General features: G+C 63.5%; 21 protein-coding genes and 1 tRNA gene. 5 read left to right on the top strand and 17 right to left on the bottom strand.

Annotated elements, in window-relative coordinates; translation table 11 throughout:
* The 4 genes from BM175_RS09425 to BM175_RS09410 all read right to left on the bottom strand — a co-directional run.
* Positions 1 to 1,035: cbb3-type cytochrome c oxidase subunit I (locus BM175_RS09425; protein WP_175526814.1), on the bottom strand; the 1,035-nt coding region annotated here is incomplete at its 3' end.
* A complete protein-coding gene (locus BM175_RS09420) occupies positions 1,022 to 2,014 on the bottom strand; it encodes a cytochrome ubiquinol oxidase subunit II family protein (RefSeq protein ID WP_175526813.1) in 993 nt (330 codons plus the stop codon). The genes BM175_RS09420 and BM175_RS09425, both read right to left, overlap by 14 nt.
* Positions 2,001 to 3,785 carry a glycoside hydrolase family 15 protein gene (locus BM175_RS09415; RefSeq protein ID WP_090962328.1) on the bottom strand — a complete coding sequence of 595 codons (1,785 nt, stop codon included), beginning with the start codon at positions 3,783 to 3,785 and terminating at the stop codon, positions 2,001 to 2,003. Before BM175_RS09415 ends, BM175_RS09420 begins: the two co-directional genes overlap by 14 nt.
* A 12-nt stretch (positions 3,786 to 3,797) precedes the next feature.
* Positions 3,798 to 4,790 carry an SDR family oxidoreductase gene (locus tag BM175_RS09410; protein WP_090962324.1) on the bottom strand — a complete coding sequence of 331 codons (993 nt, stop codon included), beginning with the start codon at positions 4,788 to 4,790 and terminating at the stop codon, positions 3,798 to 3,800.
* A gap of 308 nt (positions 4,791 to 5,098) precedes the next feature.
* Between BM175_RS09410 and BM175_RS09405 the strand changes: the two genes are divergently transcribed.
* From BM175_RS09405 to BM175_RS09395, 3 genes are all read left to right on the top strand, one after another.
* Positions 5,099 to 5,806, top strand: a complete 708-nt coding sequence (locus BM175_RS09405) for a bacteriorhodopsin (RefSeq protein WP_090962321.1) — start codon at positions 5,099 to 5,101, stop codon at positions 5,804 to 5,806.
* Positions 5,807 to 5,825: 19 nt separating this feature from the next.
* Positions 5,826 to 6,749 (top strand): Brp/Blh family beta-carotene 15,15'-dioxygenase, encoded by a 924-nt coding sequence (locus BM175_RS09400; protein WP_090962317.1) that lies wholly within the window; start codon positions 5,826 to 5,828, stop codon positions 6,747 to 6,749.
* Positions 6,750 to 6,899: 150 nt separating this feature from the next.
* Positions 6,900 to 7,469 (top strand): DedA family protein, encoded by a 570-nt coding sequence (locus tag BM175_RS09395; protein WP_090962313.1) that lies wholly within the window; start codon positions 6,900 to 6,902, stop codon positions 7,467 to 7,469.
* 133 nt (positions 7,470 to 7,602) lie between these two features.
* On the opposite strand, the gene BM175_RS09390 is transcribed toward BM175_RS09395, so the two are convergent.
* The 6 genes from BM175_RS09390 to BM175_RS09365 form a co-directional block, all read right to left on the bottom strand.
* Complete coding sequence (locus tag BM175_RS09390; RefSeq protein WP_090962311.1) at positions 7,603 to 10,047, bottom strand: putative bifunctional diguanylate cyclase/phosphodiesterase; 2,445 nt, start codon at positions 10,045 to 10,047, stop codon at positions 7,603 to 7,605.
* A gap of 35 nt (positions 10,048 to 10,082) precedes the next feature.
* On the bottom strand, positions 10,083 to 12,047 hold the full coding sequence (locus tag BM175_RS09385) for a TonB-dependent receptor plug domain-containing protein (RefSeq protein ID WP_183193372.1): 1,965 nt from the start codon (positions 12,045 to 12,047) through the stop codon (positions 10,083 to 10,085).
* Positions 12,048 to 12,073: 26 nt separating this feature from the next.
* Complete coding sequence (locus BM175_RS09380) at positions 12,074 to 12,601, bottom strand: hypothetical protein (RefSeq protein WP_090962308.1); 528 nt, start codon at positions 12,599 to 12,601, stop codon at positions 12,074 to 12,076.
* A 292-nt stretch (positions 12,602 to 12,893) separates the two neighbouring features.
* Positions 12,894 to 14,846 carry a methyl-accepting chemotaxis protein gene (locus BM175_RS09375; protein WP_244545939.1) on the bottom strand — a complete coding sequence of 651 codons (1,953 nt, stop codon included), beginning with the start codon at positions 14,844 to 14,846 and terminating at the stop codon, positions 12,894 to 12,896.
* Between the two features lie 452 nt (positions 14,847 to 15,298).
* Entirely contained in the window at positions 15,299 to 17,239 is a 1,941-nt protein-coding gene (locus BM175_RS09370) for a putative bifunctional diguanylate cyclase/phosphodiesterase (protein WP_090962307.1), read from the bottom strand.
* Positions 17,236 to 17,649, bottom strand: coding sequence for a putative pterin-binding protein (locus BM175_RS09365; RefSeq protein ID WP_090962306.1), 414 nt, complete (start codon positions 17,647 to 17,649; stop codon positions 17,236 to 17,238). The genes BM175_RS09370 and BM175_RS09365 overlap by 4 nt, the downstream gene beginning before the upstream one ends.
* Positions 17,650 to 18,770: 1,121 nt before the next feature.
* On the opposite strand from BM175_RS09365, the gene BM175_RS09355 reads away from it, so the two are divergent.
* A complete protein-coding gene (locus BM175_RS09355; protein WP_090962305.1) occupies positions 18,771 to 19,280 on the top strand; it encodes a hypothetical protein in 510 nt (169 codons plus the stop codon).
* A 15-nt stretch (positions 19,281 to 19,295) separates the two neighbouring features.
* Here the strand turns inward: BM175_RS09355 and BM175_RS09350 are convergent, their stop codons facing one another.
* The 5 genes from BM175_RS09350 to BM175_RS22970 all read right to left on the bottom strand — a co-directional run bounded on the left by BM175_RS09350 (position 19,296) and on the right by BM175_RS22970 (position 23,278).
* Positions 19,296 to 19,784: a DUF4411 family protein gene (locus BM175_RS09350; protein ID WP_090962304.1), complete on the bottom strand. Its 489-nt coding sequence runs from the start codon at positions 19,782 to 19,784 to the stop codon at positions 19,296 to 19,298.
* Positions 19,784 to 20,983 carry an ImmA/IrrE family metallo-endopeptidase gene (locus BM175_RS09345; RefSeq protein ID WP_175526812.1) on the bottom strand — a complete coding sequence of 400 codons (1,200 nt, stop codon included), beginning with the start codon at positions 20,981 to 20,983 and terminating at the stop codon, positions 19,784 to 19,786. Before BM175_RS09345 ends, BM175_RS09350 begins: the two co-directional genes overlap by 1 nt.
* 320 nt (positions 20,984 to 21,303) lie before the next feature.
* Positions 21,304 to 21,810, bottom strand: a complete 507-nt coding sequence (locus BM175_RS22370; protein WP_139224597.1) for a hypothetical protein — start codon at positions 21,808 to 21,810, stop codon at positions 21,304 to 21,306.
* 51 nt (positions 21,811 to 21,861) lie between these two features.
* The gene (locus BM175_RS09340) at positions 21,862 to 22,263 is read right to left on the bottom strand and encodes a hypothetical protein (protein WP_090962291.1); all 402 of its coding nucleotides are present in this window, start codon (positions 22,261 to 22,263) and stop codon (positions 21,862 to 21,864) included.
* Positions 22,264 to 22,486: 223 nt separating this feature from the next.
* On the bottom strand, positions 22,487 to 23,278 hold the full coding sequence (locus BM175_RS22970; RefSeq protein WP_210185777.1) for a helix-turn-helix transcriptional regulator: 792 nt from the start codon (positions 23,276 to 23,278) through the stop codon (positions 22,487 to 22,489).
* A gap of 79 nt (positions 23,279 to 23,357) precedes the next feature.
* Between BM175_RS22970 and BM175_RS09330 the strand changes: the two genes are divergently transcribed.
* Entirely contained in the window at positions 23,358 to 23,993 is a 636-nt protein-coding gene (locus BM175_RS09330; RefSeq protein WP_090962289.1) for a hypothetical protein, read from the top strand.
* Between the two features lie 129 nt (positions 23,994 to 24,122).
* On the opposite strand, the gene BM175_RS09325 is transcribed toward BM175_RS09330, so the two are convergent.
* Positions 24,123 to 24,198: transfer RNA gene (locus BM175_RS09325), tRNA-Lys, on the bottom strand.
* Positions 24,199 to 24,295: 97 nt separating this feature from the next.
* Entirely contained in the window at positions 24,296 to 24,685 is a 390-nt protein-coding gene (locus tag BM175_RS09320; RefSeq protein ID WP_175526811.1) for a PilZ domain-containing protein, read from the bottom strand.
* Positions 24,686 to 24,738 lie beyond the last annotated feature (53 nt).

Raw genomic sequence — 24,738 nt, 5'->3', positions numbered from 1 at the left:
GAAGAAGTGGTGCACCCAGACCGTGAACGAGAGGACGGCGATGCACATGGTGGCGATGATCAGGGAATCGTAGCCGTAGAGGATCTTGGACGAGAAGTTGGAGATCACTTGCGAGTAGACGCCGAAGGCCGGCAGGATCAGAATGTAGACCTCCGGGTGCCCGAACAGCCAGAACAGGTTGGCGAAGTTCATCATGTTGCCGCCCCCGTCGTTCGTGAAGAAGTGGGTGCCGATGTAGCGGTCGAGGGCGAGGAGCCCGGTCGCCACGGTCAGCGGCGGCAGGGCGAAGATCATCAGGATGGCGGTGCACAGCGACGTCCAGCAGAAGAGCGGCATGCGGAACGGGTTCATGCCGCCGCACCGCTTCTTGTAGATCGTCACCGCGACGTTGATGCCGGTCATGGTCGAGGCAAGCGATCCGAGCGTCACCGCGAAGATCCAGTAGTCCGGCCCGACGCCCGGATTGAAGGTCGCGTCCGTGTAGGGCGGGTAGCCGCTCCATCCGCCGGTCGAGAACTTGCCGATGACGAGCGACACCATCATCAGGCCGGCGCCCCCGGCGGTCAGCCAGAGCGAGATCGAGTTCAGAAGCGGAAACGAGACGTCGCGCGCGCCGAGCTGCAGCGGCAGGGCAAAGTTGATGATGCCCGTCAGGAACGGCATGGCCATGAAGAAGACCATGATCGAGCCGTGGGTCGAGAAGAGCTGGGCGAAGTGCTCCGGCTCCAGGTATCCGGGATTGTCGAACGCGACCGCCTGCTGGGCCCGCATCAGCGAGCCTTCCACGACGGCCCGCGAGAGCATCACCATCGCGATCACGACGTACATGATCCCGATCTTCTTGTGATCGAGGCTGGTCAGCCATTCCCGCCACAGCCAGCCCCAACGCCCGAGCCACGTGAGCAGGGTCACGACCGCGATCGCGCCTACGACGACCAGCGAAGCGGCGCCCGTGGCGATCGCGCTGTAGAAGGGCAGCGCGTCGTAGGACAGCCGACCGAAGACGAGCGGCCACCAGCCCTCAGTGGTTGGCATGGTCGTGTCCCCCGTTCGAATGGTTGGCGGCTTCGTCGCTCTCGTGCCGGTGGGCGGCATCGGGCCGGTAACGAGCGACGACGGTCGTGAAGAGTGCTGGATCCACGCTCGAGAAAATGAGGCCCTTGGCCGGATCGAAGTCGAAGCGCGAACGCAGGTCCGCCAGCTTTCCCTTCTGGGAGACGATCGCGTAGGCGCCCTCGTCGAGCGGGCGGCCGACGCCCTTCGCGCTCGCGATCCAGCGGTCGAAGTCCGCCACCGGCATCGCCAGGGCGTCGAACTTCTGGTTCTGGAAGCCGAAGCCGTTGAACTGCGTGTTCTGGCCCATCAGGACCGCAGGCCGGTCGGCCAGGAGGTTGAGTTCCGTCACCATGCCGGCCATGGCGTAGATCTGGCTGCCGAGCGCGGGGATCATGAAGGACTGCATCACCGTGTCGCTCGTCAGCCGGAAGCGCACGGGACGGTCGACGGGAAGCGCCAGGACCCCGATGCTGGCGACGTTCTGTTCCGGGTAGACGAACAGCCATTTGTAGTCGAGCCCGATGACCTCGACCTCGAGCGGCGGCTTGTCGGAGGGGATGGCGGCGTACGGATCGAGCGAGCGCGCCTTGCCGACGATCAGCGTCGCCAGGATGCAGACCAGGACCACCGGGACGCCCCAGACGAGGATCTCCAAGGGCCATGAGAACTGCCAGTTCGGATGGAAGGCCCTGTTCCTGGCCGTGCGCCGGAAGCGCCAGGCGACGAACGGCACGAGGAGGATCGCCGGCAGGACGACGACCATCATCCAGGCGGTGACTTCGAAGAAGAGGTCGCGCTGCGTCGCGGCGACGGGGCCATGGGGATCGAGGAAGCTGATGCCCGAACCGCATCCCGCCAGGAGGGCGAGCGGGGTGAGCGGGGTGAGCGGGGTGAGCGCCGCCAGGTGCCTTGCGCAACGCCAGATGGATCGGCTGGACCCACGCCTACAGGTCGGCATCGTCGCCTCGCTCCCCATCATCGAACCGCTTGAGCGCAAGAACGGCCTGAATCAGCGCGAGATGGCTGAGGGCCTGCGGGTGGTTGCCCGTGAGGCGACGGGACCGGGTGTCGTATTCCTCCGACAGGAGCCCGGTGCGCCCGGCGACCGCCATCACGGCCTCGATCGTCTTCACCGCGTCCGCGCGGCGCCCGGCACCCAGAAGACACTCGGCCAGCCAGAACGAACAGGCGAGGAACGCGCCCTCCGGAACGAGGGCCTCCATGCGGTGGCGTCGTACGAAACCACCCTCGACGAGTTGTGCCTCGATGGCCCGGAGCGTGCCCGCCATGCGCCCGTCGCTCATCGGCAGGAAGCCGATCTTGGGAAGGAGAAGCAGCGAAGCATCGACCTCCGAACCACCGTAGAAGGACGTGAAGCTGTTCAGGCCCGCGTCGAAGCCTTCCGCGCAGATCGTCGCGTGCATGCGGTCGCGCAGGCCCGCCAGTTCCGAGCGGCGCTCGCTCGTCAGCTCCCGCGCGCCGCGACCGTTCAGGAAGCGGTCCAGCACGACCCAGGCCATGGCCTTGGAGTAGACGTAGTGCCGGGGCTCGCCCCGGCTTTCCCAAAGACCCTGGTCGGGCTGCGTCCAGACCTTGGCGACGTGGTCCACCACGGCATGCTCCAGATGCCGGCCCTGGGTCGTCCGCTCCATGCCGGCACGCTCGGCGATGTGGAGCGCGGACATCAGTTCACCCCAGACGTCGAGCTGGAGCTGTCCCGCAGCCGCATTGCCGACGCGCACAGGCTTGGCGAAGCGATAGCCCGGCAACCACGACAGCTCGGCCTCGTCGAGGCGGCGCGAGCCATCGACGCGGTACATGATCTGCATCTTCTCCGGGGCGCCCGCGACCGCGCGCAGGATCCAGTCGCGCCAGTTGAGCGCCTCGTCGACGAAACCGCATTCGACGAACGCGTCCAGCGTAAAGGCGGCGTCGCGCAGCCAGCAGTAGCGGTAGTCCCAGTTCATGGTGCCGCCGGGCTGCTCGGGCAGCGAGGTCGTGGGCGCCGCGACGAGGCCGCCCGTCGGGCGGTGGATGAGGGTCTTCAGCGTCAGCAGGGAACGGCGCACGGCCTCGGGATAGGCGAGGCCGTCGGTCGCGAGGCGTGCGATCCAGTCGCGACCCTCGCGCTCGGCCTCGCGCAGCGCGGCCTCGGCGTCGATCCCGTCGCCGACGATCTCGTTGGACCGTCCATAGGCGAGAACGAAGTCACAGCTTTCGCCCTCGAGAAGAGTGATGCGTGAAACGACGGCGTCGTTCTCGACCGACATCGGCGCTTCGGTGTGGAGAGCGAGCTTGTCGGGACCGACATGCATGGCCAACCCCTTGCCTTCCGGCACGATCCAAGGCGGCATGTTGCCGTAGTCGAAGCGGAAGGCTGCGCGAGAGACGAGTTCGACCCGTCCCTTCACGACCTGGGCGATGCGGATCAGGAGCGGGCGACCGTCCCGCACGGGCATGAAGTCCGTGACGACGAGCGTGCCGCCCTCGCACCGGAACTCGGTGTCGAGGACCATCGTGTCGGGACGGTAGCCCTGGCGGGTTTCCAGCACCTCGCCGTCCGGTGCCAAGCTCCAGAAGCCATGCCGGTCGTCACCGAGCAGTGCGGCGCAGCAAGCGGGCGAGTCGAACCGCGGCAGGCAGAGCCAGTCCACGGATCCGTGCTTCGAAACGAGCGCGACGGTCTCGCCGTCGCCGATCATGGCGTAGTCTTCGAGCGGAACGGTCAACGGTTTCGCCCGTCACACGTCGAAGCGACGCGCGAGGCGATGCAGCCCGAAAAGGGCAAGAAGGCCGGCGAGCCCCCAGAAGACCGTGCGGTGGCGATCCGTGAACATCTGGACGCTACGGGGCTTGGAGCGGCTGTCGAAGCGCCCATGCGAGCCGTAGTCGCCCTTCACGGGCTCGAACAGGTTGCTGGGCGCGTCATCGGGTTTCGGCTCCTGCGTGAGCTGACCGGAATAGCCGCTCCTGGCAAGGTAGCGGTCCAGCAGCCCCGGCGCGATCCGGTTGCCCAGGATCGCTTGCACCGTGGGGTAACCGACCCAGACATTGCGCCGATCGTGCTCGGCGGCGAAGCGGATGGCCCGCGCGGGAACCTCGGGCTCGAAGATCGGTGGAACGGGCTGGGGACGACGACCCATCTTGTTCAGCGCCCAATCGAACTGCGGAGTGTTCACGGCGGGCAGGTCCACCATGGTCAGGCGGACATTCAGCTTGTCGTGGATGATCTCGGACCGCAGCGAGTCCGTGAAGCCCCGGATGGCGGCTTTGGCGCCGCAGTAAACCGACTGGAGGGGAACGGACCGGTAGGCCAGTGCCGACCCGACGTTCACGATGACGCCGCGGTCGCGGGTGCGCATGCGCTTGAGCGCCGACATCATGCCGTGGACCTGACCGAGATAGGTCACGCGCGTCCCTCGCTCGACCTCTTCCGGCGTCAGCTTGGCGACCGGCGAAAAGACAGTCGCCATGGCGACGTTGACCCACACGTCGATCGGCCCGAGCTCGGTCTCGACCCTATCGGCTGCCGCTTCAACGGCAGCCGCATCGGCGACGTCGGTCGGAATCGCGATAGCGCGGACTCCCTGTTGCCGGGCGTAACCCGCCGCGCGTTCCAAGCGCTCGGGGTCGCGCGACAGAAGCGCAACGTCGTATCCGGCGCGAGCAAACTCGTCCGCAGTCGCACGACCAACCCCAGCTCCTGCGCCCGTTATGACAACGATCTTATTCAATGGTTCCGTCCTGCCAATCAATATGGACGGCTAATTTGCCACCCAACGGAACGTGACAATGGTTCATTGTAAAATTTAATGCTGGCTTCAATCGTGGGTATTTTTGCAGCGTCTGGCGCGAGTTTGGGCAAGTCCAGCCATTCGCTTTCTTCGCGCGAGGACTCGTCAGACTGGACACGCGACGCAGCGTGAGATTTTCCCATCGCCAGCTACACATCGTGCAACATTAAATTCTGCACGTTCATCTTGCTGATCATTCCGTCAGGCACACCTCGTTGGACATTACAATCTCGTAAGGTCGGGACCTCATGGAAAGCACACCCCTCCTGATCGGCTTCATTGTCATGTCGATCGCATCCATCGGAATCTACGTCACCGGCCCCAAGGCCAGTTCAATCCGGCACCACACGCAGATCCACGCGTTGGTCCCGTTCATCGCCGCCACCGCCTATCTCGCGATGTACCTCGGTACCTTCGTCATGGACCGTGGCGACGGTGTCACCCTCTACGTTCCGCGCTACGGCGACTGGATCTTCACGACGCCGCTCCTCCTCTCCAGCCTCGTTGCGCTCGCGCTTCATGAGCATCCGCGTCAGGGTGGCTACGTCGTTGCCATCGTCGGTCTCGATGCCCTCATGATCCTGACCGGCCTTCTGTCGGCCATGAGCCTCGACGGCTCGACCCGCCTCGTCTGGTTCCTGTGGTCCTGCGCGGCGTTCGCGGGCGTCTACTTCATGCTCTGGGGACCGCTCCGCGAGCGCTCGGCCAGCTACGGCGGCGCGCTCAGCGAGGTCTATCGCAAGAACGCCACGCAGCTTTCCGTGGTCTGGCTGATCTACCCGGTCGTGTTCGCGGTCGGCCCTGAGGGCCTCGGGATCATCTCCGGCGCCGCCAGCGTCTGGGCGATCCTGATCCTCGATATCATCGCCAAGGTCGTCTACGGCTTCACCGCCGGTGAGCGCCTGAAGAAGGCCGAGCCCGAGCTCTCGAAACGCGAAGAGCGTCGCCTCGCCTAGGGCTAGGACACGATCCACGATGACGCTCGCCCACATCACCTCCGCGACGCATCCGGCCGGGGGCATTGCATCGGTACGGCGGCCCTCCAGCCGCCTCCTGTGGGCGGCCGCATTTGCCATCCTGGGACTGGCGGCAGATCTTGCCGCCGGTCCCATGCCTCTCGCGTTCGCAGCGATCCTAATCCTCGCCCTCGGCCTTCCTCACGGGGCCAGCGACCATCTGGCAGCGATGGCGGGACGAAGGATGCGGGATGCTCCGGGTCGCCTCTTGAGCTTCCTCGCACTCTATCTCGGCGCCGTCGCCGCCACGCTCCTTCTCTGGCATGCAGCGCCCGGCGCGACGCTCGCAGCCTTCCTTACCTTGTCCGCCGTTCACTTCGCGATCGATGATGTGCGGGATGAACTGCGCCTGGCCGAGCGCGTGGCGCGTGGCCTCATGCCCATGACGCTTCCGGCGCTGTTCCATACCGAGGCGCTGACCCACCTCTTTGCGGCACTCTCGACACCGGCCAGCGGCCAGGGGCTTACACAAGCCGCCTTGGTTCTGTCACCGCTCGTATTGGCACTGGTCCTGCTCGCTATCGTCCTGCGCCTACGGGACGGGGACCGCGCATCGGCGCTGGAACTGGCGCTTAGCGCAAGCGCTCTCCTGGCCTTCACGCCTCTCGTAGGCTTTGCGCTGGTGTTCGCGCTCGTCCACAGCCGAGGCCAGACGCACGAACGCATGGCGGAGCTCCACTTGCCGACCCTTCGCGCGTATCTCCTGGCCTGCGCGCCGACGCTGCTCGGTGCCGCCATCTTGTTCGCGTCACTCGCGGTGCTGTTCGCCAACGATCAAGCGCTCGCACTCAGCGCCGTGTTCATCGGCCTTGCGGCGCTCACCGTCCCCCATATGCTCGTGACACCGCTGTTTGGACGGCGGGAAGCACCGCCGGAACGTTGACACTGACAACGCCTTACCCATACCGGATAGTTCGTCCTGCGAACGAATACATGGCCTGTCGAATGTTCTGCGTGAAATTGTCTGTAGCGGTCTCGTCAGCGCCTCGAACCACTCCCGTCGCGGACTGACCCGTTCCATTTAAGAGGTCGCATGACGATCGAAAGTCTCGTCGCGCAGTACGGTCTTCCGGCCATCTTTCTCGGTGCTGGTTTCGAGGGGGAGACCGTCGCGATTCTAGCGGGTGTCGCCGCCCATGCAGGAACGCTCGGATACTGGCCGACAGTCCTTGTGGCGGGCCTTGGTTCGTTCACGGCCGATCAGATCTTTTTCGTCTGCGGGCGCTTCTTTCGTCATGCACAATTCGTCCGACGGATCAGTGCGCGGCCCTTTTTCGCCAAGGCGCTGAACGCCTTCGAGAAACGCCCCCTGCTCTTCACCTTCGGCTTTCGGTTTGTCTACGGCTTCCGGACCGTAAGTCCGATTGCGATCGGAACCACACAACTCCCGACCCTGCGCTTCGTACTCATCAACGTCGCCGCGGCTACGACCTGGGCACTCGTCTTTGTCTCCGCAGGCTTCTGGTTCGGGCATGGCATCGAGACGATCTTCGGACATTTGCGTTCGCATCACCGCCTTCTCGTTTTCATCGTCGGGGCGCTTCTGCTCGTTGGCACCCTTGCCCTGTGGGCCCGTCACCGGTGGACCTTAGTTCGTTCGTGAGCAGGACAGACTGTATCCTGAACTAAGCTAGGATCTAACGGCCCCGAAGCGGTCGGACGGGTTTCGACCCATTACGGCCTTTCGATGCTGGTTTCGCTACGTCTTGTAAGCTGACGTAGTTGGGTCGGGGACGTTACGATGCCTGTTTGGCGTAGCCATCGCCAGCATGGAGCTCCCGGGAAACGGTGCGAAGCTGTTCGACCATATCGTGGGTGCTCAATTGCCCGGCCAACTCTCTAGCAGTCTCGGCCGTCGATGGGTGACCCAGAAGGAAGCCCTGGAACTCGTTGCAGCCCTGTGCACGGAGCATAGATGCCTGCTGCGTCGTTTCTACGCCCTCCGCCGTCACCTCAATGCCAAGCTCCTGACTCATCGATAGGATCGCCTTGACGATCGAACGGGCGCTTTGGTCCTCGCTCAGCCGACCAACGAACAGACGGTCGATCTTGAGCTTCTGGAAGCGGAAGCGGTGGAGGTAGGAAAGGCTCGAATATCCCGTCCCGAAATCGTCCAGGACAATCCGCACGCCGAGCGCGTTCAGCTTGCCGAGAACAGTCAGAGCGGTCTCGGCGTCCTGAAGCAGGACACCTTCCGTAATCTCCAGTTCCAAACGGTCCGCAGCCAGACCCGTCCGGCGAAGGATTGTTTCAACCTTGTGCGCGAGGTCGGGCTGAAAGATTTGCACCGGCGACAAGTTGACTGCCACGCGGCAGCCGGATGCCCATGACGCGGCAGTGGCGCAGGCCGTCTCGATCGCCCATTCGCCCATTGGCACGATGAACTTGCGCTTCTCGGCTATGGGGATGAAGCGGGATGGAGGGATCTCGCCCAGGATGGGATGCGTCCAGCGCATCAGCGCCTCGAAGCAGACGACCAGCCCGTCCGCGTCGAAGATCGGCTGGTAAAGGAGCGTCAGCTCGTCCTTGACAAGAGCGTTGCGCAGTTCCTGTTCGAGCTGCGGGCGGTCGTCTACCTCGTGGTCGATCGACGGATCGAAGAACCGTAGGCATCCGCGTCCGCTATGTTTCGCCCTGTAGAGCGCAATATCGGCGCGCGTCAGGAGCTGCTGGGGCGTGACGCCGTTTGCGGGGCAGATCGCGATGCCGATGCTGGTTCCGATATGGGCTCGGCGCCCCTCCAGATCGAAGACCTCGGTCAAGCTCTGGATGATACGTTGCGCAAGGTCGCTGGCCTGCTCCGACTGGTCGTCGATGGCTTGCAGCACGACGAATTCGTCGCCGCCGAGTCGGGCCACCAGCTCGCCTGTTCTGAGGCAGGCGCGAAGCCGTCCCGCGACCTGCTGCAGTAGGTCGTCGCCCGCAGCATGGCCGAACGTGTCGTTGACGAGCTTAAACCCGTCGAGGTCGAGACACAGGACCGCAAGCGAGCGACTTCCTACCGTGGCTGCACGAATGCGCGCCGCCAGTTCCTCGCCGAGCAACGCCCGGTTCGGGAGCTCGGTCAGAGCATCGTGATGGGCGAGGAAGCGGATCCGCGCCTCCGAAGCGCGCCGCTCGGTGATATCGCGCAGAGCCGTCACTGTGGCGGTTCTGCCGCGATACTCGATGGGTCGCGACAGCATCTCAACAGGCAGGCTGCGTCCGTCCGCGGTGGCGATCTCACCCTCGGTTCGTTGCGAGGAAGCGCTGGCGGCCCAAAGCGGCCAGCTAGCTTCCGGCACGAAGCGTTCGAGACGGCAACCGGCGACGGGCTCGTCCGACAAGCCGAGAAGCACCGCCAAGTTGCGGTTGCCGTCCAGAATGGTGGCGTCCCGATGGATCAGGATGGCCTCGAACGTGCCGTCCGCCAGCTGATGGAGGCGGTCGGCCTCGAGCTTGTCGCGCGCGGCCACACGGTTATCGACGAGCGATCCCAGGAGGCTCAGGACGAGCACGGTTATGCCCTCGGCCGCCGCGATCACAACTATGGGCGACGATGTCAGATCGTCGGGCTGGGCGACTGCGTTCATCCAGTCGCCGAAGGATAGAATGGCGGCCACTGAGCCGAAAGCCATCGCAGCGATCGAACCTACGCCGAGCGGAATGGCGATCAGGAGGGGTCTGTGCCGTGCCGCGTTGCCGTTTTCCCAGATCGCGAAGCTGCCGAGGATGGACCCGAGGATCATGACGGCGAGAACCGCCGTGAGATCGTAGGACAAGGCGAACGGCGCGACCATTCCCGAAACGCCGGTGAAGACGAGGCAAGAGAACCCGAACGCCATGAGCGAGCCGGCGAGGAACACGTTGCGGCCGGACCGGTGGCTGTTTACCGCGAGTTGGACGGCCGCAAGGCTGCAGATCAGGATGATCAGGCCGCCACCGGCCGCATAGGCGGGCGGAATGGCGATCGGGATCAATGGGTAGGCGCTTTTAAAGGCGGCTAGGAACACAGCGCAGCCCACGCCCGAGGAAACGAGTGCAGCACCCCCTATCCGTGCAGTCCGGCTCCATCCGGTCGCTTGGGTCGCCTGTGTGGTAAGATGGAGCATCAACGTGACGCCAGCACCCGACATCAACAGCGCGAGTAAGCTCCACCAAGGATCACGCGCCCCGACAAGATCGGCCAGAAGGTGGGTCATGCCTTGCGTTTCCACTCATGCAACAGAGACATGCGTCAGAACTCGAACTTCAAGCCAGCCATCAGCCGACGCTCGCTCGGGCGGCCCGCCGAGGTAAGGATGCGTGCCGCATTCAACTGTTCGGCGGTTACCGATGCGGTCGCCTTATCGTTCAGCTTATAACCTGCCCGGACGTTCAAAGTGACGTAGTCGGGGACCTCGATCGCAACGTTCTGGGCGCGCATGTCGTCGAACCGGAAATCCGTGAACTCCGATTGCCAGCGGGCCTGTCCATCGATCTCCAAGCGGTCCCAGGTAACGCCTAGCCCGGCGATCACGGAGTGAACTGGGTTCTGGGCGGCGTAGTTGATGGAAGGGGAGTCGAAGAGAACGGCGTCTGGCGAGCGATCTCGGATGCTGGCAAGGCTATAGCTGAGATTCCAACGCCAGCCCGTTTCACTGTGCCCGTCGATGCCAATCTCGCCACCGACCGCGCTGCTCCCATCGAAATTGTCGGCGAGCGTCAGGATCTGTCCATCGGGCGTGAATTCGAAAGGTGCAGCGAAGGGCGACCCGATCGTCTTGTCGGTTTCCTGCACGAAGACCGAGGCGCTAAGTTGCGAGCCAAGCGTGGGCAGCTTCCGCTCGTAGCCGATCTCGTAGTTCATCACCGCGCTCGGATCGAGATCGGTCGTTCCCGCTCCTAGGAATGGACCTTGTGAATAGAAGAGCCCGAGCGACAGGAGGCTCGGAAGCTGGAGCGCGCGCGCGGCTGACAGCCGGAACGTGTCGACCTCGGTTGGCGCATAGAGAAGGGCGCTGTTGAAGCTTGGCTCCACGATCCGGCGATCTTCGAACCGCCTCCCGATGCCTGGAATCGAGACATCCGAACCGTCTCGCCGGACCGACATGGCGTCGACCCGGACGGCGTTGGTCAACGAGAGGTTCGGGCGCATTTGCCAGTTCCACATCGCCGAACCGGACAGAACCTCGCTCGTCATCTCACCGCTGAAATACGTGTCCGACGCAATCGTGTTGTTCCGATACTCTGCTCCGATCCGAACCGTATGGTCACTGCCGATCCTTACGAGATCGCTCGCCTTGACGACGGTCGTGTCCTGCTGCCAGCCAAGGTCGATCTTGGTTCCGGTAGAACGAAGATTGTTCGCATTCCGGTAGGCGTCGAACTGAATGAGACCGATTGCGGTATCGCTCGATAGCGTGCCGCGAAGGCTGTCGGACTCCACGTCGAGCGGTAGGTAGGAGCCCAGATCCGGGTAGAAATCCGTGCGAATCTGGCCGATCGATGCGGACACTCCAAGCTCTGTCTTGTCGTTTAGACGATAGCGCATGTCGGCTGCGCCCGTTTCGACGTCCGGGCGCTCGATCGTGTCGATGGCTCGGTAGCCCCCGAACTCGTCAGCGCGGGTCGCCTTACCCGAGATGCGGATGCCGAAGCGGTCGGCGCTCTGAAGCGTGGCGACGCCCTCGCCGTAAATTTGGTTCTGCGTGCCGCCCTGGACGCTCACTGCGTTTTTGCGGTCACGCAAGGGGTCGTAGGTCACGATGTTGATGACGCCCGACACAGCGTTGAAGCCGTAAAGTGCCGCGTTGGGGCCACGGATGATCTCGATCTGCCGGATCTCCGAGAGGGTGACGGGAATCAGCGACCAGAGTGTGTAGCCGTAGTCGTCCTGGTAGACTTGCCGCCCGTCGACGAGCACGAGCACGCGCGGATTGAGCGCCGTGTTGTAGCCTCGGATGCCGACGGCGGAATCGAACTGACCGTAGCGACGCACGTCGAGACCTGGCACGAAGCGCAGAATAGAGGGGATATCGGTCGCACCCGAGCGGCGAATGTCGTCGGCGGTCAAGATTTTGATACTGGTGGGCGCTTCGCTGGCACGCTGCGGCTTGCCGGTCGCTGATACGGTTACGGGCTCGCCAAACATTCCCTCGGCGGCCGAGTAGTCGACGGTCTGCGCCCGCGTCCCCTCCGGGGTGAGCGCCAGAAGCGACATCGCAAGGACGATGGTCCGGGAGGCGCTCATATTTCACGAACCATCATGATGAAAGCCGTAGCGAACCGGACATGTGCGGCCGCAGCGTTCTTGGAGTTTATTGATATTGTAACGCTGGGCCGCGAGCGGATCGCAACAGTGCAGGCCCCGTTCTTCACCTGTTGGGCATCCAAGGTCAGGCAGGGCACGCCCCGGCCGTTCAGCGTGCCGGCGAGGCGTGTCTGATCGACGTCGCTTAAGGTAAGGATGCCGTCAAAGCCTGACGGCGAAGCAAACTGATTTTGCTCTACCGCTACGACCTTCAGAACTGCGTCGCCGACCCGCAGGCCCCCGCGCACCGCTGCAAGCGTAGCCTGCATCTCGCCTTGAGAGCGAGCGCTTGTCCCATCGTAGACCATCGCGAGAGAAAGAGTGGTGCGTTTGGCGCCCTCCTTGAACGAGAGCGCGCGGCCGATGACCTGCAGGTCTTGCAACGACGGATCGGCCGCCACCGCACCTTGGGTTGCAACACAGAGGCTGAGCGCGACACTCCAAACGAAAAAGCTGTGCAGCATTCGACCCTAGGCTTCTACAACGCACGCCTCGAGGGCCACGAGTTTAAATCGTGCGCTATCTTAGCTCTACACTCCTTACCTCCAGCTTGCGCAACACCATCCGCTGCCGACCATCGAACAAGTGCTACGACATGATCGATGACTTGAATTTGCCCGGCGAAGGCGTGCGTCCGCTTTCCTACTTATCGAGGTGGATCCAGCTGAAAACTGTCCGTCCTCAGATTGTTCGTATGGGCAGCGAATGGCTGCCCATACCAACCGACGAACGGCGATCCGCTTCGCTGCCTTATCTTCAGAACTCTTCCCAGCCGTCATTGGCGGGCGCGGCTTTGGCGGCAGCGCTTCCGAGGCCTGCCCTGCGAATTTGCGGCATCGGACGCACGGACGTTTGAGCCGGCACGACCGGGCGCCTGGAGGTAGCCGAACTGGATTCCTGCGCAGTCCAGCCGGTGGAGCCCTGCGTCCCGCTGGTGACAAATTCTGCTACGAGGCCGCCGAGCTGCTCGGTCTCGCTTGAAAGCGCCTGAGCTGCCGCTGTGGTTTCTTCCACCATCGCCGCGTTCTGCTGGGTCACCTTGTCCATCTGGTCGGCCGCAACGGACACTTCGCGTAGCGCCACGGCCTGATCACGAGCCGCGCCCGCCATGTCGGCGATCGTCCGCGCGACGCTGCCGACCTGGCTGACGATCGCCTCTAGGCTGCGGCCCGAAGCCGTCACCAGCTCGACGCCCGAACTGACCTGGGTGCCGGACACGGAGATCAGACCCTTGATCTCCTTCGCTGCTTCCGCCGAGCGCTGGGCAAGACCGCGCACCTCCTGCGCCACCACCGCAAAGCCCCGGCCCGCCTCGCCGGCGCGCGCGGCCTCGACGCCCGCGTTCAGCGCCAGAAGGTTGGTCTGGAAGGCGATCTCGTCGATCACCCCGATGATGTTACCGATCTTCTGCGAGGACTGCTCGATCTCGCTCATGGCTGCGACGGCACGAGACACCACCTCGCCGCCCTTCTCCGCCTCGCGACACGCGATGTCGGCCGTCTGGCGAGCGGCGTCTGCCTGTGCGGCCGTCTCGCCGACGCCCCGCGTCACCTGGCCGAGCGCGGCTACCGTCTCTTCCAGGCTGGCTGCCTGCTGTTCGGTGCGTTGGGAGAGGTCGCCGGCCGCGATGGTGATCTCCGACAGGCCCGAACGCATCGCCCCAACGGCGCCGATCACTTGGCCGATCGTATCCTCGAGTTGCACGACGGACTGGTTGAACTGGGTACGGATTGGCTCGAACTCCGCAGCCACAGGCTGGTCCATGCGCACCGTCAGGTCGCCCCGCGACAGGCGAGCGAAGCCCGCCTCCACGTGATGCACGAAGGCGCGAAGGTCTTCGGCCTTGGCGCTGTCGATCGCCGACTGGCGGTCGCGCTGCTCTGCCTGCGCCCTGCGACCTGCGTCGGCTTCCGCGGACAGACGCAGCTTCTCCAACCCCGCCTGCTTGAACACCTCGACCGTGCGGGCCATTGCTCCGACTTCGTCGCCGCGCTCCGCACCGCTGACCGTCACATCGAGATCCCCCGCGGCAAGTCGGTCCATCTGCCCGCGAAGCCGCGACAGCGGATCGGTGATGCCGCGCGATGCCATGAGACCTGCCCCGACCATGCCCAAAAGCAACCCGGCCAGCGACAGTCCGATCGTCGTGTAGATGGTCGACCAGGTTTGCGCGGTCAGCACGTCCGAGTGCGCCGCGTTGTCACTCAGCATCCGATCGCGAAGATCCTGGTAGCGCGTGGCGAACTGAGAAGCGGTCCCGTCCATGGCAGCTAGGACAGCTTTGTCCTCGTCACCGCGATTTTGGAGCCCAAGGTTGATGGCGTCACGGCCTTTGGTGGCGATCTCATTGACGTCGGCTGTCATCTCCGCAAGAGCAGCTCCATAAACGGGAACGCTCGCACCGATCTCTTCTAGGAACTTCCGAGTGGCTTCCATTTTCACGTCGAAATTTGCGGAAGCGGCTTGGGCCTCGTTGCTCCGGCCATCGTAGGCCAGGACCTTGTAGGCTGAGTAAGCCGCATCGCTGACGTTTCGACCCGCTCGGGCGAGTTTGACCACTGCGGGATCGTTCACATCCACGATGGCAGCGTAGTCATCACCGATACGGTTCATCTGGATCGCGCTGTAGGTCGACAGACCCAGTCCGATCAGACTGACGGTCGCGATCGCGAGAATGAATTTGCGGAAGATACTGGTGTTCTGAAGCACGGTGCGTAGGCTCCCAACGCGATGACCAAACGTCATCGTGAACGGGTTAGCCGCGACACATTTACCGAACGATAATTTATCGCGTCATGAGGTTCTTTACGTAATCCCAGACCGACGATCTCGGACGGCGAATTGCCGCACGGTTTTCGATGTGCTGCTAAACGTCTGTCACCTCGGGTCGATCCCCGTGAGCGAACGTAAGCTATGCGGAAACCAACCCTGACAACCAACGGAAGCGGTCCATCCGTTTCCGACCCACGCGAGTCTTTGACGGGCCTCGTATCGCCGCCCGGGAACGCACTTCCACCTGGTCCCCAATTAGTTATGCCCCCCAGTGGGATCATAGATTTTCTGGAAACCAACACGGAGATGACCACCAATCGGCAAGCCTGTGCGATGGCGATGAGTGTTCGTTCAGTCTCAGGACTGAACCGTGAAGGCACACATGCAGATTAGCAGAATACGGTTGCAGGAATGGCCGAGGTGTTAGCTGATGTCGGGGCTTGCGTCAGATTTGCCTCACGCGCCAAGCGTTCCAGCGCCTCCCCTTGCGTGAGAGGGCGATCGAACAGGTAGCCTTGGCCCAGTCCGCAGCCGACCTCGGCCACGAAGACGCGATGGTCCGCCGTCTCGATCCCTTCCGCGACCACGCTCAGCCGAAGGCGACGCGCTAGGGCGCAGACTGCGGCGATGATGGCTGAGCTGTTCTCGTCGACGCGGCAGCTCTCCACGAACGAGCGATCGATCTTGAGCTTGTCGAAATGAAAGCGCTGGAGGTAGCTGAGCGACGCGTAGCCGGTTCCGAAGTCGTCAAGGGCGATCCGGCATCCAAGATCTCGGAGTGCCCGCAGTGTCCGGATTGCGATCGCATCGTTGTCGACCAGCGCCGTTTCGGTGATCTCAATCTCGAGGCGTCGCGGCGGAACGCCGAGGTCTGCCAACGTGGCGGAGATGAACGGAACGAGGTCGGCATCGGTCAGTTGGCGGGCCGATATATTCACCGCGATGAAGACGTCCTCGGACCACAGGCGTGCGGTGCTGATCGCTTCTCGAAGAACCCAGCGACCCAAGTCTAAGATCAGACCACTCTCCTCGGCCAGGGGGATAAACCGGGATGGCGGCACGGGGCCGAGTTCCGGATGATCCCAGCGCACGAGAGCCTCGAAGCCGAGGGTCCTGTCAGCCTGAAGGTCGACTATAGGTTGGAACTGGAGACGATGTTCGCCACGTTCCACGGCACCTCGCAGATCGTTCTGCAGGCGGTGACGGTCGAGAAAGGCCTGCTTCATCTCAGGTTGGAATTCGGTCGCCCGTCCGCGACCTGCGACCTTTGCCGCATAGAGCGCGAGATCGGCATCCTTCAACAGGGCGTCCGGCGCCTGTACCGGCTCGCCTGCCCCGGAGGCACGCAGACCCAGCGTAACCCCGACCGGGACATCGCGCCCCTGCATGGCGATCGGGTGCCGCATGCGGTCTAGGATGCGCTCGCAGGCCGCCCGGCTCCGTCGTTGCGCGTCCTCACCCTCGTAGAGGACCGCGAACTCGTCGCCGCCGATGCGCGCCAACAGCGCTGCATCGCGAGCGGCTCCGGTCAGGCGACGCGAGACGTGGCCCAGCACCGCATCGCCGACGTCGTGCCCATACGTATCGTTCAACGTCTTGAAGTGATCGACGTCGATGAGAACCACGGCGCAACCGCGGTCCGCCGCAAGGCGATCGAGACGCAAGCCGAACTCCAGGCGGTTCGCCAACCCCGTCAGCGCATCGGTGCGTACGGTGCGGTCGAGGCGACGGTTCTGCCTCAGAACGAATATTACTAGAGCAGCACCGAACAGGACCAGCATGAGCGTTACTGCGCACAGACTGGCGAAGACGAAGCGCAGATGGGTCTGTGTCCGAGCCACCTCGTCACCGGCCATGGCATGGCTGCGGGACGTCATGCGCGCCAGCGGCTGCACGAGCGGATCGAGGGTAGCGAGGGCGTGTTCTGTAGCGTCTGAACCTGGCATCCGGTCGAGCAGCGGCTCGATTTCCCGGATCGCTTCGGCAAGGCGCGGGATAAACTCGCTTCGCATTTCGGCGATCGGGAAGGTTACGCTGTCCAGAAGGGTCGCGCGGTTCTTCAAAATGGCGGCTCGCAACTCCAGTTCGTCAAGATCGTCCGCGCTGTCGGCTCTGGCGAAGGCCAGTTGCAGCCGAAGGAGTTCCGAGAGCGTCTGCGCTGCATCGAAGGTTCGATTGTAACGCGACGCCTCATCGATGCGATGCTGATAGGCGGCGGCCAGAAGGGAGACCGCAACGGCGGTGACGGCGAGTAGCGCGGTTACCGCGATGAGGCCGAACCGCAGCCGATGGAAGCTGCGCGGCAGCGTCAACTTCCCCTGGTGGATCATGACGCCACGACGATCTCGGTGAGTTGCCAGACGGCACGGCTGTAATAAGTCTGGTGCTGCGTGTCCGGTCGCTGATCGAAGGGGAAGACCAGAAACACCGGTCCCTTGTCGCTAACCGGCATGGGGACCCCGTTCTGGCGGGTTGCGAACAAGCCGTCGCCCATCACGATATCGCTGGCCTTCGCCTCCACCACATAGTCGTTGAGCGCGATAAGTTGCAGGTTCTCACCACGTGCGCCGACCGCCGCGAAGAGATCACGGGCAGCGACGCCGGAGAACTCCACGGGAACGTCGTGCCAGGGGGTCGTGGTGACGAAGCGGGTCTGTGGAAGCGCATCGAACGCTGCCGCGTCGAACGAGACTTGACCGTCACTGCCTATATCGCCGATCGCTCCCCTGACTTGCAGCATGGCCCTTGCTGCCGTAGCACGTAAGGGAGTTAGGAGAACCGCAGGTAACGCGGCAAGAACTGTGACGACTTGTCGGCGACTCAGCATAGAGAACTCCAAAAGCGATGACGCCGACCAGTAATCCGAACTCATTAACTTAACAATTAACACCCTCGCTGGCGGTCGACGCTCTACCCTGCTGATCATCATGGATGATTATCACTCGACTTCCGCCACAGCCTTTACGATCGTTAGAGCGTTTACTCCGGCACTAAACGTAACCAGATTGCATACAGTCACAAGTGAAACTGGATGGAAATGTCAGCTAATTTGACTCACCGGTGAAAAGCGGACGGACTGCTCCCCCCCTGAAAGGAAGTCGCGCGTTTTCACCCGTATTTCGTGAATCACGTGTCCATACGGATCTTCCATGACTTTTGCAGGTGTCATGCTCGGCGGCGCCACCGTGGCGACGGTCGTCCAGTCCGTTGCACCGTCCTCCGTGCGTCCTCGTCGCCCAACGCTCGCAAACTCGCGGCTTAGATCCATCAGCGAGTGCACAACGAGGTGTACACCTCCCTTTCACGCTTGATGCGCCCCCGCACGCCTATCATCCCGGGGCCAAGCACCGTCCGACGGTTTGCCTCGGAGACCTCGGTTCACACGACCGGGTTCGCGACGCCCGTCTCGTCCTCGATCGTGCTGAACATGACACCCTTCGCCGAGCCTTACCGCTGCCGGACGAAAACCAAGTCCACGACCTCGCACAATCGTAGGTCGCTCGACGACATTGCCTCGGCACAAGTGATGTGGCGCCGCCGAGTGAGCGCAGCCCGGACGAAAGACACCGGATGCTGTCGGAGGTTCAGGCAGACGTGGCCGCAGTCCTCGACCCATCTCACCGCCTTCTGGCATGGCGCACAGCCGGACAACAGGCTCGACCTGCTCGGACGCGTTCGCATTCTCCCGTTTGGCGGCTGATACCGTGATGTCGTGGAGCCGAATATAACCGGTCGGCCGCCGGCGGAGTATCAGTGCCATGTTGGCACAGTTCCCTTCGAGCTACACCCCGAGCTATGATAGGCTCTTATCGCTTGCCTGCGTCCGCCCCAGGCCTTTCCTCGCCACAAGGAAGGCCAACCATGCCGAAGAAGAAAGGGGTGTCGCTGGGCGGCACCAAATTGAAGTTCGAGAAGCCCGGCTCCGACGGGACGGTCACGCAATCTCGACGTTTAAAAACCGGAACGGAAGCCATCGCGGCAATCAAGGTCCGATGCCGGGCCGGCACGTTCGAATGGCGCTATGGACGCTTCGGCAACGCCCAGTATCACGCCGGCTCCGCCTTCGCCCGCCTATGGGAGCGCGCCGGCATCGCCTCGACAGGAAGCGGCATTCCTCGCCTTGCGAACGGCGACACGCAGCCGCGCGGCGGCCTGATGGACGGCCGAGTCGTTGCCATGGATCAGTTGAAGGCGATCGGCAAAAAGATCGGCGGCCCGATGCAGCGCCGGCTGGTCGCCTACTGCGTCGAGGACCGCACGCCGAAGGAAATCGCAGCGTCCTACAATGGCCATGTCACGGACCGGCAAATGTCGGACACCCTGGACGTTGACCTCCTCGAGCTGGCACGCGTGATGAAGTTCGCGACGTAGGCCGGCAGCGGAAGCCTACTGATCCCAACCGGTCGTGAAGTCCAATTCGTTGATCAGCGCAACAGGCGTCCGCCATCCGATACCGCAATCGGCGCAGATATCAGGAATGCGCCGGCTGGCCCTTTGCTTCCCTGGCTTGGACACCTCGGCCGTCACCACCAAGCGATCTGCGTGCCCCAATGCTGCGGCTATGAGAAAGGGATCCTGCCCGATCTCGATAAGCTCGGCCTCGGTCAATCCGGTGCCGTATCTCGCGAGCACCGCCTGCACCTTCGATGGATCACTCGCTTCACCGAGACGAAGCGCGGCTCGGTGAGCAGGCTCGCTCATCCAAACGGCGAGCTCGTCGTTCCCGTCCTCGACCTCGTTGTAGATTTCCGTCGGCATCTTCAGGTGGCCGGCGTCCGCGTGGTGCAGCACCCACAACCAGAATTCAGGAACGCGATTCAGGGCGTACCAAGTTCGGTGTGCATTTATGAGAGCGCTGGCGTCGAGCAGATACATCAGGCGTTCGCTCGCTTTGGTTCAGCCAGCAGCGGGTACACTGACATTGGCTTTACGCCGAGCATCCGAGCCGCGCGCGTCGGCGTCAAAGTTCCTTCAGTCATTCCCCTCCGGGCGACGGATAGAAGCGCGTCGCCCAACCGGTGCCTTCGCACCGTATACCAGTTGGGTCCCGTTCTTCCCTGCCTCTCGTCACGCTCTCTCGCTCGGTTGGCAATCCGCTCTGCCTGGAAACGATCGCGGAGGGCCTCCCAACGCACGGCGGGAATCCGCTCGGCACGTAGTAGCTGGTAAGCGACCATCGCACGGCTGACGCGAGCCTGATCAGCGAGGACGCCGATCTCGACTACGTCTGCATCGGTTCCGACGATCGGTACGTTAAGTATCTCGGCTGGCACGATAAGCACCGCGGCCGCCGTGTCGTTGCATAGCTGCTCGACGGCGCCCTGCGGGGGGCCGCCGCTTATACCGCTCTCGCCAAGCAGCAGATGCGCCAGCTCGTGCAGAAGGGTGAACGACCATGCCGATTTTGCGTCCTGATCGTTGATGACGATGAAAGGCGCCAAAGGATCCGCAATCGCGAAGCCACGAAACACGCGGACGTCGATCGCCGTGGAATGGTGCCCACAGTCTCCAGCCAGAAGCACGAACACGCCTTTCGCCTCGACCAAACGGCGCAGGTAGGCGAACGCCTCTTCCGCGGTGCGGCGGGCTCGGAAGACCATCCGCTCGAACCCGATGGCGCGTTGAAGGGCGTCCGCAATCTGGCTGGCGTTTCTATTGCCGCGCTGGGCTCCTACTAGGCCAACCCGCTCCGCATCTTCATCGTCTTCAAGCAGGTCGCGAACGACACCTTGGCGGGCCTTCACGTCACGGAGGAGCGCTGCCAAAAGGACGTTGGAAGGGTCTCCCTCTTCAGGCAAGGTGCGAAAGTCTTGGCCGAGTTCAGCGGGGGCCGGCACTTCGGCAGCGTAAAAGGTCAGAAGGGGGCGTCGGTACCCATGCGCCATGCGCTGGAGAAGCGGTGCCGACGGTTGCTCTTCGCCTGCTTCGAGCGCGGCAAGCCTCTCCGCTCCGCTGCGACCGCGCGCCGCCTTCAGGTCGATCTTACGAGCGGCTGACTCACGGTCGAGCCCTGCCGTCTCGCGAGCCCAGGACAGAATGTTTGGGTTTACGCCGGCCATGAACGGACAATGCACGTCATTCTTTGGATTCGCCAGTCAGAGTTCTATGGATCGCGACGGTCGGGTTATGGCGGGATCGTCGCGCGACAAGCTGGAGAGGGGCTGAAGGGTCAGTTCCCATGGCCAAGCACGTAACGCTCGATGTTGGCGGCCCGCCAGCGTTTGAGGCGCCTTCCGAATGTGATCGGCTCGGGGAACCCCTCCTTGTGCTTAGCGCAACGTTTGATACGGGCAGTCGGGCCACACGCGCATGACGCCCTCGGCCCGCTCGTCGCCCAGCGCGACGCGGTCGATCGTCGAGGCCGTGGTTGCGTCCGAAACTCTTGGACGCTGGTTCAGATCGAGATTTCCGCGCTCTTATCCTTCACCTTCGGAATGCGCCGGAGGAAGGGCTTGTCCCGTTCGGTGGTGTAGATCGCCACGAAGAAATTCCCCGTCTCGATGTTGCCTGTCGTGTCGGGATCAGGCCGAGAAATGCCAGTCCACTGGGTGCCTGGCGGGACTTCCTTTGGGATGGCTGGCGGATGGCCTCGCAACTGTGGGTGAAGCACCATGAACTGCCGCGTTGGCTTTCGACGCAGACGGCTCGATAGCGTGGGGTATTCCAACAGTCCAAGCCCGGTAACCGTCGTCGGCGCGCTGCCTCGATTCGACACGTTAACGACACACAGGCCGTCCTCGTCTTGAGCCGGATTGCCAGGCGAAACGAGCTTCATGCCGGTCTGCGTTCGGATCGCCTGCTTCGGCCCGGTCTCGAACCAACGCCGCACCTCAAGGGCAAAAGCTCCGGTTGCAACGATTGCAGCATAGGCCGCAACCAGATCGCTGGTTGTGATATCCATTCCCGTCTCCAACCGGCATGCCAGCGAAGAGCTTGGCCCCGACGCGCACTATCACGCGCCGAGGTGAGATCCATCGGCAAAGGCCAGCGAGAACCCATCGGCTGGAACATAGCGCCCTTGCGTTGGCAGAGAGCGAAACTCCTCGTCGCTTCCATGCCAGCGGATGAACTGGAAGATGCGGGCACTGTCCCCGTCCTCGCGCGGCGTCACGTCCAGTAGGCGGCCGGCGCTAGTCTCCACGTTGGAATGCGGGACCACGAGCCCCTGCGCCGCGATTAACCATCCTGGCACGACGCGGTATCCTGGATGCGCCGACACCCATGCGGCGGCGTTCGCATGGCAGTCGGCCACCTTCGCGCCGATAGCCTCGAGCTCATCAAGCGTGGCGTGCTCCGGATGTTCGATAGGTGTGGCCCGAATGGCCTCCTGAATGTGAGCGGACAGCTCTGTCATTCGACCGGTCCATCGCGATCCGACCTCGCACGTTCAAGCGCTGCAAGCCGCCGGCCTTGCTCTTCGTCGGTAAGTGGTAGCCCCATGGCGTCCAGCGTTTCCTGCTGGATTCCTTCCAGTGGCCTGCGCGCGGGTGGTGCGGCAACCGGGCTTGACGTCTGCTTCGGGCGCCCCTGGCTGGGGCCGCGCCGGTTGGCGCTATGTCGAGACATGAACAGCCTCCCTAAACCTGATCCGGCGGCACGTACTCGAACAGGCCCGCCACCTCGCCCTCCAGAGCCTCACCATCCGGGTAGGAAACCGAGATGCGTTGGAGCGATGTCCCGTCGTCGATCAACTCGGCCACACGGCCGACGGCCTTCCGCAGAGTGGCATGGTTCTTCCACAACGCCGATCCTCGGCGAAGCCGGACGTTGTCACCTTTGCGGAACTCGTGGGCGCCGGCATCCGAGGATATGCGGGGCAGCGCGTCCAACTTCCCAACGGATGGCACCTGGTAGATCTCGACGCCATCGACAATGTCGGAGGATGGCGGACCACCCATAAGAATCGCCGTGACCCTAGCTTCTGGGTGGTTCCTTCGGACACGGGCGAGCTGGTCGACGACTCGTCGCCGGTCAGCGTGCGCCCCTTTCACCTCGACAAAGATCATGCCGCCGTCCGCATCGACGCCGATGAAGTCCGCTCCCAAGTCCGGGCCGGTGGTTCGCTTCCACGCCTTGCTGCCAGGAAACAGCGTAGTGGCGCCTCGATAGAACGCCTTCTCGACTGCGGATTCGAACCTGATCCGCACCCCCGCCTGGAGAGGGTCGTCCAGAAACTCGATGCCGGCCGCTTCTAGCGTAGTACGGATCACGTTCGCGGTTGACGCTCGCCCGCCAAGCTCACCGTCGGCCGCCTCCAGGCGCGCCAACGTTGGCTCGGAGACAGACGTCGCACGAGCAAGATCACTCTGCGACCAGCCCAGGAGAGCACGTGCAGCTCGCAGCTGCTTAACCGTCAGGCTTTCGCTCATTTGATAGAATTTCTATTGAAACCGGCGGAAGGTGCGTTTAATAGAATATCTATCAGAACGATCTGAGCGGAGCAAGGTAATGCTGAACGACCCTCGCGGGGCGAACGCCGAAGGCATGTCCCAAAACACCATGGCCGCGCTGGTCTTCCGCCACCGGCGCTACCGCACCGCCTACGCCGTCGCCGACTTCGGCAACGACGAGGTGGCCGGCGAGCGCGAATGGTTGAAGTCCGCAGACACGGCGGCCGGCGACACCCTCACGACGAACCCGCCTCTCGTTACCAGCGCGGCCGACCTCGTCGCAGCGCTCACCTTCATCGTCGAGGACGAGGCGTTCGTCTGCGATTCCCACAAACGCCTCTTGGAGCGCGCCCTGACCTTCCTGACGCCCTGGAGCACGCCGACCCTGCCGCCGCAGCCGGACGCCGAGCTGATGAGCCTCGGCGTTGCCCTGGACGCCGCATGGGCTTCACAAGACGCGATCGAGGAGACCGGTGGCGCTGGCTTCGACGAGGCCTATGCCGCGGCGCTGGCCGTGGCTGGACGGATCGAAGCGCTTCCGGCCACGACGCTGGCCGGCCTGCAGGTCAAGGCTCGCGTGGTCGCGTGGTGCCACGGCGGAGAGCCGATCCCCACCGACGACACCGTGGACGGTCGCACGACTGACATGCGGATGGTCGCGGCGCTCCTGCGGGATCTGCTGGCGGCAGTTTGAGGCACGATCGGCAGGCGCTTCACCGCCGAAAAGACCCGCGCGAAAACACGGACACTGTGCGGACACGAAAATGCAGCGGACACGAAGCGCCAGATTGGCGCCCGTAAACCACTGCAATCGTTGATAAAATGGTGGGTGATGTAGGGATCGAACCTACGACCCGCTGATTAAGAGTCAGCTGCTCTACCAACTGAGCTAATCACCCGGAACGCGGTGGGCGCTGGCCCGTCGCGTCTGAGGAGGCTTCTAAGCGAAGCGCCCCGTGATGTCCAGAGGAAACTTCGGGGTTTCGTTCGAAAGGTTCAGGGCTGCAGCCAGGGCAGGTTCGCGGCCATCGCGGAAGGTAGGGGGCGCGGGTGGATGCGCAGGTCCTCGCTCGCAGATGGGCTGGTCGCCGCGGTCTCCTCCCCCTCGGCGTCCGCGGCGTCCATGAAGTGAATGCCGGCGAGCGAGTCGCGGCGATAGACGAGCTTGGCGGGGCGGATGGCCTCCTCCTCGCCGATGCGGATCTCGAAGACCTTGGGCAGCGGGACGGCGGGGTCGATCGTCAGGAGCGCACCGGTGGCCGAGATGTTGCGCACCGTGCAGTCGAAGGTCGAATAGCGGTTGTTAAAGAGGATCTTGCCGCTTTTCAAGATGCGGGTGCGCGGCGCGATCCGGCGCTCGGCGTCATTCTGGGCGGCTTGGGACATGGCGACCATGAGATCCTCTCGGCGTTCGCATCGGCGAACCATCGCTCCGAAAG

The organism is Aureimonas phyllosphaerae, assembly GCF_900113065.1.
Lineage (GTDB): Bacteria > Pseudomonadota > Alphaproteobacteria > Rhizobiales > Rhizobiaceae > Aureimonas > Aureimonas phyllosphaerae.
Note: the sequence above shows the minus strand (reverse complement) of the source record. Positions and strands in the feature narration are given on the sequence as shown.

Coding starts and splice junctions, on each gene's coding strand:
- BM175_RS09420 (WP_175526813.1), bottom strand. CDS start 2,014: ATGCCGACCTGTAGGCGTGGGTCCAGCCGATCCATCTGGCGTTGCGCA.
- BM175_RS09405 (WP_090962321.1), top strand. CDS start 5,099: ATGGAAAGCACACCCCTCCTGATCGGCTTCATTGTCATGTCGATCGCA.
- BM175_RS09400 (WP_090962317.1), top strand. CDS start 5,826: ATGACGCTCGCCCACATCACCTCCGCGACGCATCCGGCCGGGGGCATT.
- BM175_RS09395 (WP_090962313.1), top strand. CDS start 6,900: ATGACGATCGAAAGTCTCGTCGCGCAGTACGGTCTTCCGGCCATCTTT.
- BM175_RS09390 (WP_090962311.1), bottom strand. CDS start 10,047: ATGACCCACCTTCTGGCCGATCTTGTCGGGGCGCGTGATCCTTGGTGG.
- BM175_RS09385 (WP_183193372.1), bottom strand. CDS start 12,047: ATGTCGCTTCTGGCGCTCACCCCGGAGGGGACGCGGGCGCAGACCGTC.
- BM175_RS09380 (WP_090962308.1), bottom strand. CDS start 12,601: ATGCTGCACAGCTTTTTCGTTTGGAGTGTCGCGCTCAGCCTCTGTGTT.
- BM175_RS09370 (WP_090962307.1), bottom strand. CDS start 17,239: ATGATCCACCAGGGGAAGTTGACGCTGCCGCGCAGCTTCCATCGGCTG.
- BM175_RS09365 (WP_090962306.1), bottom strand. CDS start 17,649: ATGCTGCAAGTCAGGGGAGCGATCGGCGATATAGGCAGTGACGGTCAA.
- BM175_RS09355 (WP_090962305.1), top strand. CDS start 18,771: ATGCCGAAGAAGAAAGGGGTGTCGCTGGGCGGCACCAAATTGAAGTTC.
- BM175_RS09350 (WP_090962304.1), bottom strand. CDS start 19,784: ATGTATCTGCTCGACGCCAGCGCTCTCATAAATGCACACCGAACTTGG.
- BM175_RS22370 (WP_139224597.1), bottom strand. CDS start 21,810: ATGGATATCACAACCAGCGATCTGGTTGCGGCCTATGCTGCAATCGTT.
- BM175_RS09340 (WP_090962291.1), bottom strand. CDS start 22,263: ATGACAGAGCTGTCCGCTCACATTCAGGAGGCCATTCGGGCCACACCT.
- BM175_RS22970 (WP_210185777.1), bottom strand. CDS start 23,278: ATGAGCGAAAGCCTGACGGTTAAGCAGCTGCGAGCTGCACGTGCTCTC.
- BM175_RS09330 (WP_090962289.1), top strand. CDS start 23,358: ATGCTGAACGACCCTCGCGGGGCGAACGCCGAAGGCATGTCCCAAAAC.
- BM175_RS09320 (WP_175526811.1), bottom strand. CDS start 24,685: ATGTCCCAAGCCGCCCAGAATGACGCCGAGCGCCGGATCGCGCCGCGC.